Source organism: Rhizobium rhizogenes NBRC 13257, assembly GCF_000696095.1.
GTDB classification, from domain to species: Bacteria; Pseudomonadota; Alphaproteobacteria; order Rhizobiales; family Rhizobiaceae; genus Rhizobium; species Rhizobium rhizogenes.
On the sequence record NZ_BAYX01000027.1, the window covers coordinates 26,647 to 42,499 of the forward strand.

The 15,853-nt window shown below is 58.8% G+C and carries 16 protein-coding genes; 8 read left to right on the forward strand and 8 right to left on the reverse strand.

Translation table 11 applies throughout. The features are described 5' to 3' along the window. Positions 1 to 17: 17 nt before the first annotated feature. Together RRH01S_RS31735 and RRH01S_RS31740 are read right to left on the reverse strand one after the other, a co-directional pair. Positions 18 to 830: an ABC transporter permease gene (locus RRH01S_RS31735; protein ID WP_015918076.1), complete on the reverse strand. Its 813-nt coding sequence runs from the start codon at positions 828 to 830 to the stop codon at positions 18 to 20. After that, positions 820 to 1,554: an ABC transporter ATP-binding protein gene (locus RRH01S_RS31740; RefSeq protein WP_034520814.1), complete on the reverse strand. Its 735-nt coding sequence runs from the start codon at positions 1,552 to 1,554 to the stop codon at positions 820 to 822. Before RRH01S_RS31740 ends, RRH01S_RS31735 begins: the two co-directional genes overlap by 11 nt. Before the next feature lie 277 nt (positions 1,555 to 1,831). On the opposite strand from RRH01S_RS31740, the gene RRH01S_RS33305 reads away from it, so the two are divergent. Next, positions 1,832 to 2,746, forward strand: coding sequence for a LysR family transcriptional regulator (locus tag RRH01S_RS33305; RefSeq protein ID WP_015918074.1), 915 nt, complete (start codon positions 1,832 to 1,834; stop codon positions 2,744 to 2,746). Between the two features lie 399 nt (positions 2,747 to 3,145). On the opposite strand, the gene RRH01S_RS31750 is transcribed toward RRH01S_RS33305, so the two are convergent. Continuing rightward, positions 3,146 to 3,520: a winged helix-turn-helix transcriptional regulator gene (locus tag RRH01S_RS31750; RefSeq protein WP_015918073.1), complete on the reverse strand. Its 375-nt coding sequence runs from the start codon at positions 3,518 to 3,520 to the stop codon at positions 3,146 to 3,148. 124 nt (positions 3,521 to 3,644) lie between these two features. Between RRH01S_RS31750 and RRH01S_RS31755 the strand changes: the two genes are divergently transcribed. Further along, positions 3,645 to 4,478 carry an enoyl-CoA hydratase/isomerase family protein gene (locus tag RRH01S_RS31755; RefSeq protein ID WP_015918072.1) on the forward strand — a complete coding sequence of 278 codons (834 nt, stop codon included), beginning with the start codon at positions 3,645 to 3,647 and terminating at the stop codon, positions 4,476 to 4,478. 102 nt (positions 4,479 to 4,580) lie between these two features. On the opposite strand, the gene metG is transcribed toward RRH01S_RS31755, so the two are convergent. From metG to RRH01S_RS31775, 4 genes are all read right to left on the reverse strand, one after another. Further along, complete coding sequence (gene metG, locus RRH01S_RS31760; protein WP_042477331.1) at positions 4,581 to 6,146, reverse strand: methionine--tRNA ligase; 1,566 nt, start codon at positions 6,144 to 6,146, stop codon at positions 4,581 to 4,583. A 284-nt stretch (positions 6,147 to 6,430) separates the two neighbouring features. Further along, positions 6,431 to 7,444: an alpha/beta hydrolase gene (locus RRH01S_RS31765; RefSeq protein WP_034520817.1), complete on the reverse strand. Its 1,014-nt coding sequence runs from the start codon at positions 7,442 to 7,444 to the stop codon at positions 6,431 to 6,433. Positions 7,445 to 7,560: 116 nt separating this feature from the next. Continuing rightward, positions 7,561 to 7,911, reverse strand: coding sequence for a hypothetical protein (locus RRH01S_RS31770; RefSeq protein WP_015918069.1), 351 nt, complete (start codon positions 7,909 to 7,911; stop codon positions 7,561 to 7,563). A gap of 340 nt (positions 7,912 to 8,251) precedes the next feature. After that, positions 8,252 to 9,223, reverse strand: a complete 972-nt coding sequence (locus RRH01S_RS31775) for an AraC family transcriptional regulator (protein WP_234711805.1) — start codon at positions 9,221 to 9,223, stop codon at positions 8,252 to 8,254. An 84-nt stretch (positions 9,224 to 9,307) separates the two neighbouring features. Here RRH01S_RS31775 and RRH01S_RS31780 point away from each other — a divergent pair, with 84 nt between their 5' ends. From RRH01S_RS31780 to RRH01S_RS34595, 3 genes are all read left to right on the forward strand, one after another. Further along, entirely contained in the window at positions 9,308 to 10,048 is a 741-nt protein-coding gene (locus RRH01S_RS31780; protein WP_042477353.1) for an SDR family NAD(P)-dependent oxidoreductase, read from the forward strand. A gap of 373 nt (positions 10,049 to 10,421) precedes the next feature. Next, the gene (locus RRH01S_RS31785) at positions 10,422 to 11,378 is read left to right on the forward strand and encodes a quinone oxidoreductase family protein (protein ID WP_015918066.1); all 957 of its coding nucleotides are present in this window, start codon (positions 10,422 to 10,424) and stop codon (positions 11,376 to 11,378) included. A 164-nt stretch (positions 11,379 to 11,542) separates the two neighbouring features. After that, entirely contained in the window at positions 11,543 to 11,692 is a 150-nt protein-coding gene (locus tag RRH01S_RS34595; protein WP_155293897.1) for a hypothetical protein, read from the forward strand. Positions 11,693 to 11,917: 225 nt separating this feature from the next. Here the strand turns inward: RRH01S_RS34595 and RRH01S_RS31795 are convergent, their stop codons facing one another. After that, positions 11,918 to 12,811, reverse strand: a complete 894-nt coding sequence (locus tag RRH01S_RS31795) for a LysR family transcriptional regulator (RefSeq protein WP_042477334.1) — start codon at positions 12,809 to 12,811, stop codon at positions 11,918 to 11,920. A gap of 151 nt (positions 12,812 to 12,962) precedes the next feature. Between RRH01S_RS31795 and RRH01S_RS31800 the strand changes: the two genes are divergently transcribed. The 3 genes from RRH01S_RS31800 to RRH01S_RS31810 all read left to right on the forward strand — a co-directional run bounded on the left by RRH01S_RS31800 (position 12,963) and on the right by RRH01S_RS31810 (position 15,802). Next, positions 12,963 to 13,625, forward strand: coding sequence for a hydrolase (locus tag RRH01S_RS31800; protein WP_015918063.1), 663 nt, complete (start codon positions 12,963 to 12,965; stop codon positions 13,623 to 13,625). A 217-nt stretch (positions 13,626 to 13,842) separates the two neighbouring features. Next, positions 13,843 to 14,874, forward strand: coding sequence for an LLM class flavin-dependent oxidoreductase (locus tag RRH01S_RS31805; RefSeq protein WP_042477337.1), 1,032 nt, complete (start codon positions 13,843 to 13,845; stop codon positions 14,872 to 14,874). 37 nt (positions 14,875 to 14,911) lie between these two features. After that, positions 14,912 to 15,802, forward strand: a complete 891-nt coding sequence (locus RRH01S_RS31810; protein WP_015918061.1) for a LysR family transcriptional regulator — start codon at positions 14,912 to 14,914, stop codon at positions 15,800 to 15,802. Positions 15,803 to 15,853: the final 51 nt, after the last annotated feature.

Here is a 15,853-nt window from a genome sequence, read left to right on the forward strand (position 1 = left end):
AACAGGTTGTGAATGATTCAGGTGTCCATGCTGGCTTCGGGCCAGAACAGACTGATTTTTTCGACGACGACGACTAGATAAAACATCAGGATGGTTGCGACGGACGATGCGACGATCGCGGAGAAGAGCATGGCGGCGTCCTGCTGGTAGCCAGCTGTGACGATGACCGTACCGATCCCGAAATTGGCGCCGGTAAATTCCGCCACGATGGCGCCAATGACGGCCGTGCTGGAACTGACCTTGGCTGCCGCAAAAATATAGGGGAGGGCGGCGTAGAAGCGAGCGTGGCGAAATGTTTGCGCCTTGGTAGCGCCAATGACGGAAAGAAACTCCAGGCTCTGCCGATCGACAGTGCGCAGTCCTTTCACCGTGTTGACCAGGGTCGGGAAAAAGCAGGCGATCGCCGCGATTGCCACCTTGGGCGAAAGACCAAATCCGAGCCAGATGGTCAAAAGTGGAGCGATGGCAAGAATAGGGATCGCCTTCAAGGTGATTGCCCACGGAAACAGCGCCCGTTCGGCCGCTCTCGAATAAAGGAAGAGGATGGCCAGCGAGACGGCGAAAGCCGTGCCGATAATGAAGCCGAGAACCGCGGCAGCCATCGTCCAGGCGAGGTTCTGCGCAAGCATGTCACGCGCTTCCCAGATTTTGACGCCGATGGCGCTGGGGGCGGGAAGCAGATAGGCCGGAATGGAGAAGACCTTCACAGCGGTTTCCCAGGCAAACCCGATTGAGACAAAGAGGCCGATAGCCGGTGCCAGATCGACGAGGCGCGAAACGAAGCGGGCGATGGTGACCTGTATTGGCGATACGACGAGATCATTGCTCATGGATCAATGCCTCCAGTTCCTGCATCTGGCGTACATAGTCGGGGCTGGCGCGTAGCGCCGGATCGCTGACGCGTGCATTGAGAACGGTAACGATCGATTTCACTCGACCGGGGCGGGGTGCCATGACGATAATTTGGTCCGAGAGATACAGCGCCTCGCTGAGAGAATGAGTGACAAAAACCACAGTCAGGCCGCGTGCGTTCCAGATGCGGATCAATTCGTCATGCATCTCGTGGCGCGTAAAATCATCGAGTGCCCCAAAGGGTTCGTCCATCAAAAGAATGTCCGGCTCATAGGATAAAGCGCGTGCAATCGAGACGCGCTGTCGCATGCCCCCGGAAAGCTGGGCTGGATAGTGATCGGCAAAGGCATCCAGATGGACGAGATTGAGAAGATCGAGAACCTTCTCTTTCCGCTCAGCCGGAGAGCCGGCACCAAGGATCGTCAGGGGAAGCTCCACATTCTGGAAAACCGTTTTCCAGGCGAAGAGGCTGGCGTCCTGGAACACGAAACCGAACTTCTTGCGGCGCTGGTATTCCACGGAGGAAAGGCCGTGAACACGGACCTCTCCTTTTGTCGGCGGAAGGAGATTGCTGATGATCCGAAGCAAGGTCGACTTGCCGCAGCCACTGCGGCCGATGATCGATACGAAGCGATTTTCAGGGATGCACAAATTGACGTCGACCAGTGCGTCGACGGCTGCCCGCTTCCCTGGAAAAGACATGGAAACGTCTCTGATCTCAATCGCAGCGTGTGCCGGGCGCGCGTCCGGTATTGCTTGTTCAATTGAGGAAAACGCCTCCCCCAACGGTTTGATCAGCATGACGATCCCCTATGATCCGATTGCCCTTGAGCGATCAACCGCCCTTTCTCAGGCATCACTGAATGCGCCTTGTTGGCCTTCTCTTCAGCAGGATCGATGATATGACCGCTAGTTGGTCTTGCACCAGCAGATTTATTGGCGCTAGCTGCTCGAATAATTCGCTCACTTGGAGGTTGGCATGGCACTTCTGAAGACCTCGCTCATTCATTTCGATGCCGCAATCCGGCACGGCTCCATTCGAAAAGCGGCTGAAAGCCTGAACGTCGCATCATCAGCCATGAACCGCCAACTTCTTCAGCTCGAACAAGAAATCGGTGCGGAGCTGTTCGAACGGCTGCCGCGTGGTATTCGGCCGACGGCTGCCGGCGGTGTTCTTCTGAGCTATATTCGTCGCTGGAGCAGGGAGGCGGTGCTGGTCAAGCAAGAGATTGGCAGCCTCAGTGGTGGCGTGCGCGGAACGATCCGCATTGCTGCCGCGGAAACCTTCACAGAGGACCTGTTGCCGAACGCAATGATGCGGCTGCAGGCGACTTTTCCGCATGTGAACTACACGTTGATCTCAGGCGACAACCAACGCATTACAAACGAGCTTCTGGCAAAGGAAGCGGATCTCGTGCTTGCTTACGACGTCAGCGAACATGTCCGTGCCGAAAGAGCGCATTCGGTCACTGATCCGATCGGCATTATCACCGCTCCAGACCATCCGTTGTCCCGAAAGGATGTTGTGACGCGGGCCGATATTGCTGAATGGGCGCTCATTGCGCCGGGTGACGACTGGCTTCGGCATAGTGGTTTGAAGCAGATTTTTGAGGGAGAACAGGCTCCCGGCCGCATCGTCGCGCGCGCCGAACGGCCCGGTATTCTCAAGGCTCTCGTTCGCTCCGGCTTGGGCATCGCTTTCCTCTCGCTGCTGGGCGTGGAAAAGGAGGTCTCGGAAGGCAAGCTTGCGTGGACACCGCTTGCCTCCGGCATCATGGAGCCGGCGCGGATTTCGCTCCTGGTGCCGCGTGGCCGGGTACAACCCGTTTACATGATGGAGTTCATCGAGATCGTCAAAGGTGAACTGGGTGATTACGCGCGCGCAAATCGTTAGGGTTCAGGGACTTTGCGAACGTCGATTTTGCGGGGAGCAGGCGCGATGAACTTCATACGAGCGACACAGGGCGTTGTTCGGCATCCTCGACTTCGTCAAAATATAGGGATGAGCGCGACCAGGCGGCTGCTTTATGCCAGCCGTTGAAGTCTGCTCGGGCAACCAATTGTAACAAGCATGTTTTAACTGCGGTGTGGGCAGTTCGAGTCCCATCAAGACCGAAGATTGTGTGAGCCAATGTTGGCCTGCCATTGATCGCGAAGCAGCGATATTAGCAACAAGTCATGTCGGCTGCCGTTACTCATGCGAAGCGCTCCGCGCATTGTGCCTTCTTGGAGAAAGCCGATTGTGCTATAGACGGCTTTTGCACGTGCGCGCAAACCCCCGTTTAAGTCGGCCCTAGCCCTCGCGCGCATCGTAGCTGCGCTGACAATCCTGGATGACGTCGATATTCTCGACAGTCCAGTCGAACAGGGTTGAGAACGGCCCTTGCAGCGACCTGCCGAGGGGTGTCAATGCATATTCAACCCCGAGCACGCGCCCATCCAGGATCCTGCGCGTCAGCATACCGTTGCGCTCCAGCTTTCGAAGCGTCTGTGTCAGCACGCGTTGAGTCACGCCATCAAGGCGGCGCTTGATCGCATTGAAGCGACGGGGCTTGCTGAGCACCGCGAGCACCATCATCGACCACTTGTCGGCGATCTGGTCGAGGATCACGCGGCTCGGGCAGTCGGCACGGTAGACCGGGTCATTTTCACTTGTCGGCTCATCCATCGGTATCCTCCAGCATCCCTGGGATGCTTCAGGTGCGCAATTGACGCTAGGTATTCGATGAATACTTTGAGGTCAATGGCGCATAAGCCAGCGTCAGTGTTCCTCGAAGAATAGAGATTTACCCATGACACACACAGATTTCAGCCGGCTTCGAATTTCCAAAGCCGACGGCATTGCGACGATCACGATCGACAATCCACCGGTAAACGTTCTCGACGTGCCTTTGATGAGCGAGATGCGCCGCTTTCTCCTTTCCGTTCGCGATGATCCGGACACCCGTGTGCTGGTTTTCCAGAGTGCGGACCCTGAGTTCTTCATCGCCCATGTCGACATGACATTGATCGATGAACCGCACGCCTTCGACGAGATCGCCCGTGAGGCTCCGGAAGGCCTCAACCCATTCCAGGCATTTGGCGAACTGCTGCGGGAGCAGCCGCAGGTAACCATCGTCAAGCTCGCAGGGCTCGCCCGCGGCGGCGGCGCTGAGTTTGTCGCGGCGGCGGACATGGTGTTTGCAGCAGAAGGGCTGGCAGGGCTTGCGCAATGCGAGGCGTTGATGGGGATTACGCCGGGCGGCGGAGCCACCCAGTATCTATCCAGCCGAATGACGCGTGGCCGAGCTCTTGAAGTGATCCTTGCCGCCGATCTCGTCGATGCTATGACGGCTGAGCGATACGGGTGGATCAACCGGGCACTGCCGGCTTCTGAACTCGACAGCTTCGTCGAGCGTTTGGCACGCAACATCGCCGCACTGCCCGTAGACGTCGTTGCCGCGGCCAAGAGAGCGTTGCCCCCCAAAAACCTGCGGGAGGGCTTTCAGCGCGAGCACGAGGCCTGGGCAGGGTTGTTCGAACGCCCCGCTGCCGAAAAGCTCATCCGGGGCGGACTGAAAGCAGGAGCGCAGACCAAGGAGGGCGAGAGAAATCTGGAAGGCTTGCTCCGTGCATTGACGGTGTGAGTCCTGACTGACGAGAGAACAGCGAAACCGCTGCAGCAAAATATTGCATAGCGGTTTCGGTTTTTGGATGGCGCATAGGCGTTATCGGAAGCGCGCGCTGAATCATGACCTCGTTCGCACCACTGTCTGCCGCGGGAAGAGAACCTCTCCAGAAGATGTCTCCATTCCGTTAACGGCGACTGGAACATCATACCGCTCCGGGCACGATATTCCGAGTTTCGTGTGCAGCCTGGAAGCAGATTCAGGTAAAAACGGGAGCAAACAGCGAGCGACGATGGCGAGGCCGTAGACCTGTTCTGCCAGAGTAGCTCCAAGGCGATCGGAGATTATTTGTCGCTCCGCTCTGCCGAGTTCGCCGGCCAAGGCCTTGGCATCGGACCAGGGTGCTTTTCGCGTAAACTCCCTGTTCGCCGACCCTAGATAGGAGAAGATCTCAGTCAGGCCGAGATGAAGTTCGTAGTCATCGAAAGCCTTCGAGATTTTTTCGGGAAGTCCAGTTGCTTCTCGCACGAGAGCGCTGTCGGGAACAGTCGGTGTCACGCCGGAAAAGGACGACGCGAGCAAGGTGAGAACCCGGTTGACGAGATTTCCAAGCTGGCCGCCGAGTTCTCCGGACCATGCCGCCTCGAGCCGTTCTTCAGAGAAGTCCCCATCATCGGCGGAACGGATATGGCGGAGCAGGTAATAGCGCAGTGCGTCCGGGGTCTGATAGTACTCCACCAGGCCATCGGGATCGATGCCGTTGCCCGCCGATTTTCCGATCTTTCGCCCGTCTACCGTTAGGTAGCCATGAACGAAGATCGATGACGGGAGCGGCACTCCGGCAGACAGGAGTACCGCTGGCCAGTAAATCGCGTGAAACTTGGAAATTCCCTTGCCGACAAAGTGGGTGCGTTCGCCCTGCTGTGCCCAGTACTGCCGGAACAGGGTTTCGTCGGAACCATACCCGAGCCCTGTGAGATAGTTCGCCAGAGCATCGAACCAGACATAGATGACTTCGTCGGTGCCGGGCACGGGCACGCCCCAGCCGCGTGCTCGTTCAGCACTACGCGACACACTGATGTCCTCGAGTCCCCGCCGGAGCAAGGCGAGTATCTCGTTTCGCCGGTGAACCGGAACGACCTTGAGCTCTTCTGTCTCGATCAGATGACGGAGGCGGTCACCATATCGAGAGAGACGGAAGAACCAGTTTTCCTCCTTCACGATCTCAAGCGGGATGCCGTGCTCCGGGCATCTGCCATCGTCGAGATCCGGGAGCTCGTAGAACTGCTCACAGCCGACGCAATAAAAGCCTTCATAGCTCTTTCGATAGAGGTCGCCATTCTTGGCGCATGCGTTCCACAGTGAATGAACGCAGGTAATATGTCTTGGATCCGTGGATGTGCGAACGAATGCATCGTTCGAGATGTTAAGGCGCCTGCCCAGCTTTTCGAAGCGGTCTGCATTCTCGCCGACAAAGTCGGCCACGGGACGTCCCGCTGCTTCCGCGGCGCGAACGTTTTTCAAACTGTTGTCATCCGTACCGCACTGAAACCTGACGTCTCTGCCGAGAAGTCGAGAATGGCGGGCATAAGCATCGGCCTGCACGAGCTCAAGCGCAAAACCCACATGCGGTGCGGCGTTGACGTACGGGGTCGAGGTGGTGATGTAAGTCGTCGCATTATTCATTGGCGTATCCTTGTGAAGGTTGAGTGTCCCTCAAGGCGGATCGACCAATGAAAAACCGCCTCAAGGGCGGTCTAAGGTGCATCAGAAGCGCACAAAATCCGCCACACTAGGAGCGCGGCATCATCATCGTGGCGTTGGCGAGGCTTCTGTTCATGTCGTCAGTGCTATCATCTGGTCACGACCGGAGCAAGGCCGCCTTTGAGGGACGTTTCCCAAATCGCGTCGCTGGTTGGTTCGTTCGCTGCAGACCACCGCTTCGATCCGCCGACGTAAGGTGCCGATCGTCAGCGAACGGATGACGGGAGGCACTCCGTAACAAAACGGGCTACCTCCGCCGCGAGCTCCATATCTTCCGGCGATCCTGAAAATCCTCCATGCGGCATCGCCTCGAACACATGAAGTTCGACCGGAGCTCCCACGCGTCGCAGCTTGCGATGGAGTCTCACCGCATTGGAAAGGAACAGGTCGCGCGTTCCGCTCTGCAGGAATATCGGAGGAAACTCGGCCGACATCTCTCCGAAAAGCGGGGATAGATACGGATGCGACAGGTCCGCCCCGTCCGCATAAAGCAGATTGTTCGGCATCAGGGGATTGGGCAGCACAACATCGACGGTCCGGTTGGTTTGAAAGCTGTCGCCCGATTCCGTCAGATCCAATTCCGGAGACAACAATACGGCGCCTGCCGGAAATGGCAGGCCTTCGTCGCGTGCGCGCAGGATGCTGGCGAGGGCGAGATTGCCACCAGCCGAGCGGCCTCCGATCAGAATACGATCGGCCCCATATTGATCGACCAGGTGTCGATACACAGTCATGCAGTCGTCGAGAGCTGCGGGATAGGGATGGTCCGGTGGCATCCGGTAGTCGATACCGTAACAAATCATCCCGAGCCGGTTTGCCTGTAGCCGTGTGCTCTCACGACAGGCATCGCCACCACCGAATACGAGCCCGCCGCCATGCAGGTCGATGAAGACACAATCTTTGAGCCGCAGGTTTTCTGGTATGGCGACATGGATAGTTGCTATGCCCAGGCGTCGCGTTTCGATCTTGGTGCTTATTTTGTTCGTGGCTGCACTGAAAGCGTCGACATAATGGGCCTCGGCTGCTGCCTGCAACTGACGCCAAGCTGCCCGATCATTTGGGGCCGGTATCGGATAAAGCGCGTTGAGTGGTGTGCCGTCATCTTGTACGGCTGCGCGCAGCATAGCCTGCGCCTCAGGACTGATGGACGCTGGAACAGGAATGATCCGTTCGCCGACACGCACACCGCCCACGGGGAAGTCGTTCTGTTTGTTCCTCATACGGGCACTTCTGTTAACAAGTGGTCTGGCGTACAGCTGCCCGACCCAACGCAGATGGTCACGCAGGCAGACGCAACGGTCAGGATCGGTCGGCCACATCATGTTGAGCCCGATGGTCAGGGCTCTGGCTGCTGCCAATGAGGATAGGTCACATAAGCGGTCACGGCACCCTTCTCATGCGAACGGATGGTCACCGTGTCGCCTTTCTGCATTGCAATGATCTCGCCAGGCCCCGCTGTCAGCGATCCGTGCGTGTCGCTGACAGTTATGTTTCCTTCCAGGACAATCATCGTGTCGTGTACGGCTATGGTCTCCTCGAGAATCTGGTCTGGACCGTAGCGTCCGAACCCAATGGTGACTGGTCCGCCGTGGCGCTGGTCGAGCAGGTTGCCGGTGAAGATGTCACCTTCCTGTCCCGGCGAGCGTTCAAACACCGCGTCGGCAATAGCGAATTTGTAAACGGTCATTGACTGTCTCCTAAAGGTTGGAACCGAGCGCGAGACGGGTTCTGATTGCGCCACACCCGTCGCCGGGCACGTTGATGGCAGCTCGAAGATGTCGCGCGATAGGCCACGTTCGTGCAAAGCTGTGTCGCCGAAAGCGGAACGCCAAACGAATCTGGCTCTTTCAATTCAGTGGTACCGACAGCATATGCCGTATCGACCATCGCGTTCACGACTCTCTCCGATATCCGCGGCCGGCAGTTCAGATTTTATGGTGTGATCAACTGGCGGCAGAGCGGCAATCTGTGTTGCCAGGCGCGCGAGGAAGCATCGATTTTTCCGTCAGCGGTAACGACTGGGTTCATCACTCCAGATCAGCTACCGGCGCGCTGCCGAACATGCTCTTGTACTCGCGGCTGAACTGCGACGGGCTTTTATAACCCACCTCATACGCCACGCGCGAAACATTGGTGCTCCCGCTGGCAAGAAGCTTTCGCGCCTCAAGCAAGCGGATATGGCGTTGAAAAGCAAGCGGGCTGAACCCCGTGACTTCCTTGAAATGCCTGTGAAAGCTTGTTACGCTCATGTGAGAAGCCGCCGCCAGCGCAGGAATATTGACAGGCTCGCTATGATTGGAAGCGAGCCAATCCGCCGCTGACTTGAGTTGCTGAAAGCGGCCGTTTCTCTGACTGACCTGTCGGAGCGTGTCACCCATCGAGCTCTGAAGCAGGCGATAATAGAGCTCAAACTCGTAGTGTGGTGCCAGCGCACCGATATCGTCGGGCGCGTTGACCAGCTCGACGAGGCGCGCGAATGCGTCGCCGACGGGTCCGTCCAGGCCGCCGGCGGCGACCGCGCATGTCCACCGGTCCTCACGCTTGGGGATATCGAACATGACGCGCGTCAAAATATCGGCATCAAGATGAAGGCTGACGCCAACATAGGGGAAATTAGGCTTAGCGCCGGTCAATTGGTGGCTGTAGGGCAGTCCAAAGGACGATACCGCGCAATCGCCCGTGACCAGTTCGAACCGATTGGCGCCCATGATCAAGACTTTGGTTCCGCGCAACACCGCATAGAACATGGGTTCGAACACCGCCAAAGTGGGCGACGTGGCCCTTGCGCTTGTCCAAATCGTCACGCGCGGAACGGGGGTGGGAACGCCCACTGTACCCGCACGCGCCGAAACAAACGGAGCAACGGCCTTTAGCAGAAGTGTCGATGGCTTCACGGGATCGAACATCACGTCAGCATGTAGTGATTTGGTAGGATCAGGCAAGTGTCTGGGAAGATCAGGAATGTTGCCTGCGTCGCGATCGCCTATTTTGAGGCGCAACAAAAAGCCTGCCGGAGCAGCCCGTAGCGAGGAATGAGCCTCCAAATCGGCGTCAAGGCGACAGGAATAGGAAAGGGTTCGACCATGCAGGAACTAGCTGGAAAGAATGCGCTCGTCACCGGTGGATCGCGTGGCATCGGGGCTGCGATCGCGATAGCTCTGTCGGAGAAAGGTGCGAACGTTGCGATAACGTACGAGCGATCCGCCGACAGCGCGGAGCGACTTTCCCGGATTGTTGAAGGGAATGGGAGCAAGGCAATCGCGATACAGGCCGACAGCGCGGATCCTTCGGCCATCCAGTGGTCGGTGGACGAAACTGTCCGCGCACTGGGTGGTCTCGACATTCTCGTCAACAATGCGGCGATCGCGCGATACAACCACATTGCAGATTTCACGATCGAGGACATCGACGCGCTGCTTGCCGTTAACGTGCGTGGGCCTGTTCTGACTGCAAAGGCTGCCATCCCTCACCTCAAGGAAGGCGGGCGCATCATTACCATCGGATCGGCGGGCGCGGATCGCATCGCCGGCGTGCCTGGTACGGTCTACTATATGACCAAAGGCGCGCTCCAGGCATTCAACCGTGGCCTCGCGCGCGAATTGGGCGCCCGAGATATAACGGTCAATCTCGTCCAGCCTGGATCGACAAATACGGACTCGAATCCCGAGACGGGCGAATTTGCCGACTATCAGCGTGGTCTCAGCGCCCTTGGCCGCTTTAACCAGCCGGAAGATGTCGCGGCAGCAGTCGCTTTCCTCGCAACGCCTGCCGCTCGGCAAATCACCGGCACCATCCTGACGGTGGACGGCGGCGCGCTTGCGTAGTGTTTGGTAATGGCTGTTGGTTGCCTGGCGGAATTCAGGCAACCTTCGCTTTGTGAATAGTGTAGCAGCCGGAGAACTCGCGTTCCCCGTTCCGCGACAGAGTTTTGCCGATGCGATGACTATTCGAGCCTGCTCGGCAACTCTACCAAACTCAGTGAGAAGTAGACCGGCCAGGCAAGGCCTGTTGCTAGCCGCTTCAAAACGAGAGACCGGGGATGTGAGTGCATGGCTGAAGCGAGCTTGGGGCAGACGACGGCCGCTGCAGCGCTGAAGGATCTGGAACATATCCTGGCGGCACGGATGGGCTGAGAGGCGGCCTGCAACCGTTGTGACCATTAAAGGCAGAACGTCCTATACAGGAAAGGAATGGTACATGAAGGCTGCAGTCTATGACAACCCCGGCCCCCCGACAGTCTTAAGATATGCCGATGTGCCGGATCCCGTCTGTAGACCGGGGGACGTTCTAATCGCGGTCGAGGCGATTTCGATTGAAGGCGGCGACCTGGTCAATCGGCGCTCGACGCCGCAGCGCCCTTCGTGGATCGTCGGTTATGCTGCTGCCGGGACCATCGTCGCGATCGGTGAAAATGTAAGGGATCGGACGGTTGGCCAAAAAGTGACAGCCTTCGACATGCAGGGATCGCATGCCGAACTCTGGGCCGTGCCTGCCTCACGCACATGGTTGATCCCGAACGACGTCGACATGGTGCAAGCCGCAGCGCTACCAATCTCCTTCGGGACGGCCCGCCACTGCGTCATCACCAAGGGCAGGCTAAATGAAGGCGAAACAGTTCTGATCCAGGCCGCCGCTGGCGGCGTCGGTCTGGCAGCCATTCAGCTCGCGCGTCAAGCGGGGGCGACGGTTATTGCGGCTGCCGGCGGTCGCGAACGACAAACGCGTCTGAGCAAGCTTGGCGCTACCCATGTCATTGATCGATTTGAGCAGGATGTTGTTGGTGAAGTCCGTCGGTTGACCGATGGCAAGGGGGCTGATCTTGTAATCGACCCCGTGGGGTCGACCTTGCAAGGTTCCCTTTCCGCGCTGGCAGCCGAAGGGCGTCTCGTCTTTGTGGGGAATGCCGGCGGTGGCGATCTCGACGTCGATCTCTGGTCCCCGATGCAGAACAATCAGACCCTTCATGGCGTTTTCATGGGATCGCTGTTCGAACGGCCTGCCGTGCACGGGACGGTTGACGAACTTCTCGAGGCTGTGGCGGAAAGACGGCTCGACGTCGTCATCGATAATGTCTTCCCGCTGCGAGAGGCATCAAAAGCACACGAGTATGCAGAAACGGCAAGGTCATTGGGCCGCGTCGTGATGACACCCTGACGCTGAGGTGTCGAAAAATGGTTTGGCAGGAGGAGGGCAGTCGGTATGAAACGTATTTCGTTCAGGAACAGAAATATCGACGTTGCCGGGAATGTTCATCTGCGGCCGGGGTTTGATAAGAGCTGGTCATATCCGGCACTTGTTTTGTCGACCCCGGAAGCAACGTGAAGGAGCAGATCTGTGTGATCTATCCGGCGAGATTGGCTGAGCGAGGCTTTCTGGCGCTGACCTTCGATTCTTCCTACCAGGGCGAGAGCGGCGGCAAGCCGCGAGCCCTCGAAGATCCGGCCGCCCGGATCGAAGACATTCGTTAAGCGGTCGATGTCCTGACGACGCTTCCTTATTGTACGAAGAGCGCATTAAGCCTCTCGGAATTTGCGCCGGCGGTGGCTATGCGATCAACGCAGCGCTGACGGAATGCCGCTTCAACGCAGTCGCAATTGACCGGGTAACGGCGTTCCACTCAAAGTATCTGCCGACCATAGTCGCCGGCCTGCGCGTCAGCTCCGGGACCGTCTCGATCTGTCGCTCTATATCCGCTAGATGGGCTGTTGGTTTCCTTGCCTGCTATCATCGAAACACTCGATCAGCATCTCGGTCAGGACGCGGACCTTTCGAGAGGGGTGCTGTCCCGGCGGACGAACGACATAGATTCCGGCCGGGGGTGGTGGATGATTTTTCATGACCGTCACCAACGTGCCGGAATCGAGATAGTCCCGGGTGAGGCCATCGGGGAGGGCAGCGATACCCAACCCGGCCGCAGCAGCGACGACGAGAGCCGCCCCGTTGTCAGCCTTGAAACGGCCCTGCGGGCGAATGGTCAGGATCTTGTCGCCGTCCATCACCTGCCACGTTTCCATCCCCTGCATAAGCGCCTGATGCGTGACGAGTTCCTCCGGTGTTTCCGGCGAGCCATGGGCTTTTATATAGGCGGGGCTCGCGACGTATTTTCCGTAGAGAGGACCAACGCGTCTTGCCATCAGGTTGGAATCTTGAAGCGTACCGACCCGGATCGCGCAATCAAACCCTTCCCCGATCAAGTCCACGAAACGGTCGCTATAGCTGGTCTGGATCTGCAGTTGCGGATGGCGCAATGCCATATCCGCAATGACAGACGCAAAGTGGGTAGGCCCGAACGACAGGGGTGCCGCAATTCTCAGGCGGCCGCTCAGTTCGCCGGCGGGCAGGATCGTGTCTCTGGCGACATCGATCTCGGCGCTGACCCTGGCGGCATAATCCCGGAAAGTGGCGCCCGCTTCCGTCAAGGACGCCCCGCGCGTGGATCTTGCGAGCAGCTGGGCGCCAAGCTCCGCCTCAAGTCTTGAGAGCCGTCGGCTGACCATTGATTTGGAGACGCCCAGCCGGAGCGCAGCAGACGTCACTCCGCCCGCATCCGCAACCTCCACAAACGTCCGCAGATCTTCAATGTCCATGTTGCGTTCCCCGTTTCGCGACACTGTTCGGCACAAACGATGACTACCGCATCGAAAACGGGAATGACAAGGTCCTTTCGCAGCCGCCGCTTCGGAGGGTGTTCACCTCTCCTGAGCGTGTCTCAATCAATCGCCAACATAGGATGTAAGTATGACCTTTCGTAACGGCCTTGACTCACTTCTTCGTCCCGAAGACTCCGTCCTCGTCATGATCGACCACCAGCCTTATCAGCTCGCGAACGTGAACAGCCACGATCCGCAGGCGGTGGTGAACAACACCACGGCGCTTGCGAAAGCGGCAAAGGTTTTCAACGTTCCTACGATCCTGACGAGTGTGATCGCCGGCCGGGGTGGTCTGCTCTTCAAACACCTCACCGATGTTTTCCCGGGACAAGAGGTGATCGACCGTACATTCATCAACACCTGGCAGGACCCGAAAGTCGTGGACGTGGTCAAGGCCACCGGCCGCAAGCAGCTCATCATTGCTGGTCTGTGGACCGAAGTCTGCGTTGCGATGCCGGCTATCCAGGCCGCCGGCGAGGGGTGGGACGTTACGGTGATTACCGACGCGTCGGGTGGCACCTCGGTCGAGGCGCATCAGGTCGCCATCCAGCGGATGATCGGGGCCGGCATCAACATGATGACCTGGCTCGCGATCGCCGCCGAATGGCAGCGCGATTGGGCTCGCGAGGAAACTGCGGCTGCGCTGACGGACGTCATCATCGAGCATGCCGGTGGTAGCGGCATCGCCTATCTGTGGGAGCAGCAGCTCCTCAATACGCCCGTACAGGCGACCGGCCAGGCCGGTCTTTAAAAGCTGACTGGGATGGCGGAATCTCGAATTGATGTCACTGTAAAGGCCCCAAAGTCGAGCCTCGCCATCCCGACTCAAGCGAGTTCAAGCTTGGGCCGGCCGTGCACCGACGCGAAAGATGCGCCTGCGACCATCGCGACGGCGACTATTTGAGGGTGGAAATGAAACTCGCCCGGTAGCGTGGCAACAAACCGGGCGAAACTTATAAGGCTCAAGCATGGAAATCGGTATCGACAGTTTTGCAGCAATCCTTCCCGATCCGAAAACGGGTAAGCTCCCGTCACCGTCGGATCGCATGGCTGAGCTTATCGAGGAGGTCGTGGCCGCAGATCGCGTCGGGCTCGATGTCTTCGGTATCGGCGAGCATCACCGCAGTGAGTTTCTCGACTCCGCCCCGGCCGTCATTCTGGCCGCGGCCGCGGCCCGCACGGATCGGATCCGGTTGGCGAGCGCGGTCACGGTTCTAAGCGCAGCCGATCCGGTGCGGGTATTTCAGGAATTCGCGACGCTCGACTTGATTTCCGGGGGGCGCACCGAGCTCGTGGTCGGTCGAGGCTCCTTCATCGAGGCCTATCCGCTATTCGGCCTGGATACGCGCCACTATGACGAGCTCTTCGCCGAAAAGCTCGACCTGTTTCTCAAGCTCGGCGAGACGAGAGATATCACCTGGGAAGGCCGCTTTCGTCCGCCACTCAAAGGGCAAGGCGTCTTTCCGCGTCCACATCAATTGCGGCTTCCAGTCTGGATCGGCGTTGGCGGTTCGCCCGAATCCTTCGCTCGCGCCGGTGCACTTGGCCTTCCCTTGATGGTGGCGATCATCGGCGGCAACTTTGAACGTTTCCGGCCGCTTGTCGATCTCTATCGCGAAAGCGGTCTGCGCGCCGGGCACGGCCCGGAAAAGCTTAAGGTCGGGATGCATGCAATGGGTTTCGTCGGCGAGACCGACATGGCCGCAAAGGATGCCTTCTTCCCCGGATGGGCGCATCTGACGACGAAGATCGGTCGTGAGCGCGGCTGGTCGCCACCGACGCGACAGCAGTTCGAGATCATGGCGGGTCCTGACGGTGCATTCCTGGTCGGCGATCCTAAAACTGTTGCGGATAAGATGCTGCAGGCCAACGAAACGCTTGGTGGCCTTTCGCGCATCACCTTCCAGATGAGTACGGCTTCGCTTGAAACGACCGCGATGAAGCAGTCGATCGAGCTTCTGGGCATCGAGGTCGCTCCGATCATCAGGGCAGCGCGATAGGACGGGTATCCACGGTGTCGGAACGGAGGAATGCCAAATGGACATCGAAGATCTGCGGGTATTCGTCGAGGTTGCCGATGCGGGAGGCATCACTTCGGCTGCGCGTAGACTGGGGGCCTCCAAGTCCATGGTCAGCCGCGCTCTCACCAGGATCGAGGGTGCGCTCGGCGCCCAGCTTCTTGCACGAACGACACGCGGAGCCGGTCTGACGGAAGCCGGGGCGTTGTTTCGCGACCACGCAGCACGGGTCTGCGCCGAGATCGACACCGCGCGCGAGGCGATCCTGCCGCAAGGTGACCTTCGCGGACGCCTCCGGATCGCGGTTCCGCTGACATCGGGTCCGGTGCATTTTGCACCGGTCCTGGCCAAAATGGCGCGCCACCACCCGCAGCTTCAGATACAAGCCGACTACAGCGATCGGTTCGCTGACTTGATCGTCGACGGGTTCGATTGTGCAATCCGTGTCGGCGCTCTTCGCGATTCGAATTTGATCGCAAAACGCGTCGGCCAGATCTACGGCAAGCTGGTGGCGAGCCCGGACTATATAAGATTGCACGGCTCGCCGCAGACGCCGGAAGACATCGCGTCGCACCAGGCTCTGGTCGGTGCGGAGAGCTGGCGATTCATGGATGGCGAAAAGATCGTCACAGTGCAGCCGCAGGGCCGCTTCAGGACCGACAACGGCATGGCGCTTGCGAGTGCGGCCGCTGAAGGGCTCGGCATCGCCTGGCTCCCCGATTGCGTCACCCGCGACTATCTCGCTTCAGGGGCTCTCGTTCCGATCATGACACGTTTTCCGCTACCGATCGGCGGGGTCTATGTCGTACGACCTCCCAGCCCGCATCCATCCCGAAAGGTGCGGATCCTCTCGGAGTTCCTGATCGAATCCTTTGAGAAAGACACGCGTCTTTGGGGCGCCGAGGTTTGATGCTGCAAGAGCATGTTTTGCTTTCTGCGACACAGCGTCCCGTTTCCCGCG

Coding starts and splice junctions, on each gene's coding strand:
- RRH01S_RS31735 (WP_015918076.1), bottom strand. CDS start 830: ATGAGCAATGATCTCGTCGTATCGCCAATACAGGTCACCATCGCCCGC.
- RRH01S_RS31740 (WP_034520814.1), bottom strand. CDS start 1,554: ATGTCTTTTCCAGGGAAGCGGGCAGCCGTCGACGCACTGGTCGACGTC.
- RRH01S_RS33305 (WP_015918074.1), top strand. CDS start 1,832: ATGGCACTTCTGAAGACCTCGCTCATTCATTTCGATGCCGCAATCCGG.
- RRH01S_RS31750 (WP_015918073.1), bottom strand. CDS start 3,520: ATGGATGAGCCGACAAGTGAAAATGACCCGGTCTACCGTGCCGACTGC.
- RRH01S_RS31755 (WP_015918072.1), top strand. CDS start 3,645: ATGACACACACAGATTTCAGCCGGCTTCGAATTTCCAAAGCCGACGGC.
- metG (WP_042477331.1), bottom strand. CDS start 6,146: ATGAATAATGCGACGACTTACATCACCACCTCGACCCCGTACGTCAAC.
- RRH01S_RS31765 (WP_034520817.1), bottom strand. CDS start 7,444: ATGAGGAACAAACAGAACGACTTCCCCGTGGGCGGTGTGCGTGTCGGC.
- RRH01S_RS31770 (WP_015918069.1), bottom strand. CDS start 7,911: ATGACCGTTTACAAATTCGCTATTGCCGACGCGGTGTTTGAACGCTCG.
- RRH01S_RS31780 (WP_042477353.1), top strand. CDS start 9,308: ATGCAGGAACTAGCTGGAAAGAATGCGCTCGTCACCGGTGGATCGCGT.
- RRH01S_RS31785 (WP_015918066.1), top strand. CDS start 10,422: ATGAAGGCTGCAGTCTATGACAACCCCGGCCCCCCGACAGTCTTAAGA.
- RRH01S_RS31795 (WP_042477334.1), bottom strand. CDS start 12,811: ATGGACATTGAAGATCTGCGGACGTTTGTGGAGGTTGCGGATGCGGGC.
- RRH01S_RS31800 (WP_015918063.1), top strand. CDS start 12,963: ATGACCTTTCGTAACGGCCTTGACTCACTTCTTCGTCCCGAAGACTCC.
- RRH01S_RS31805 (WP_042477337.1), top strand. CDS start 13,843: ATGGAAATCGGTATCGACAGTTTTGCAGCAATCCTTCCCGATCCGAAA.
- RRH01S_RS31810 (WP_015918061.1), top strand. CDS start 14,912: ATGGACATCGAAGATCTGCGGGTATTCGTCGAGGTTGCCGATGCGGGA.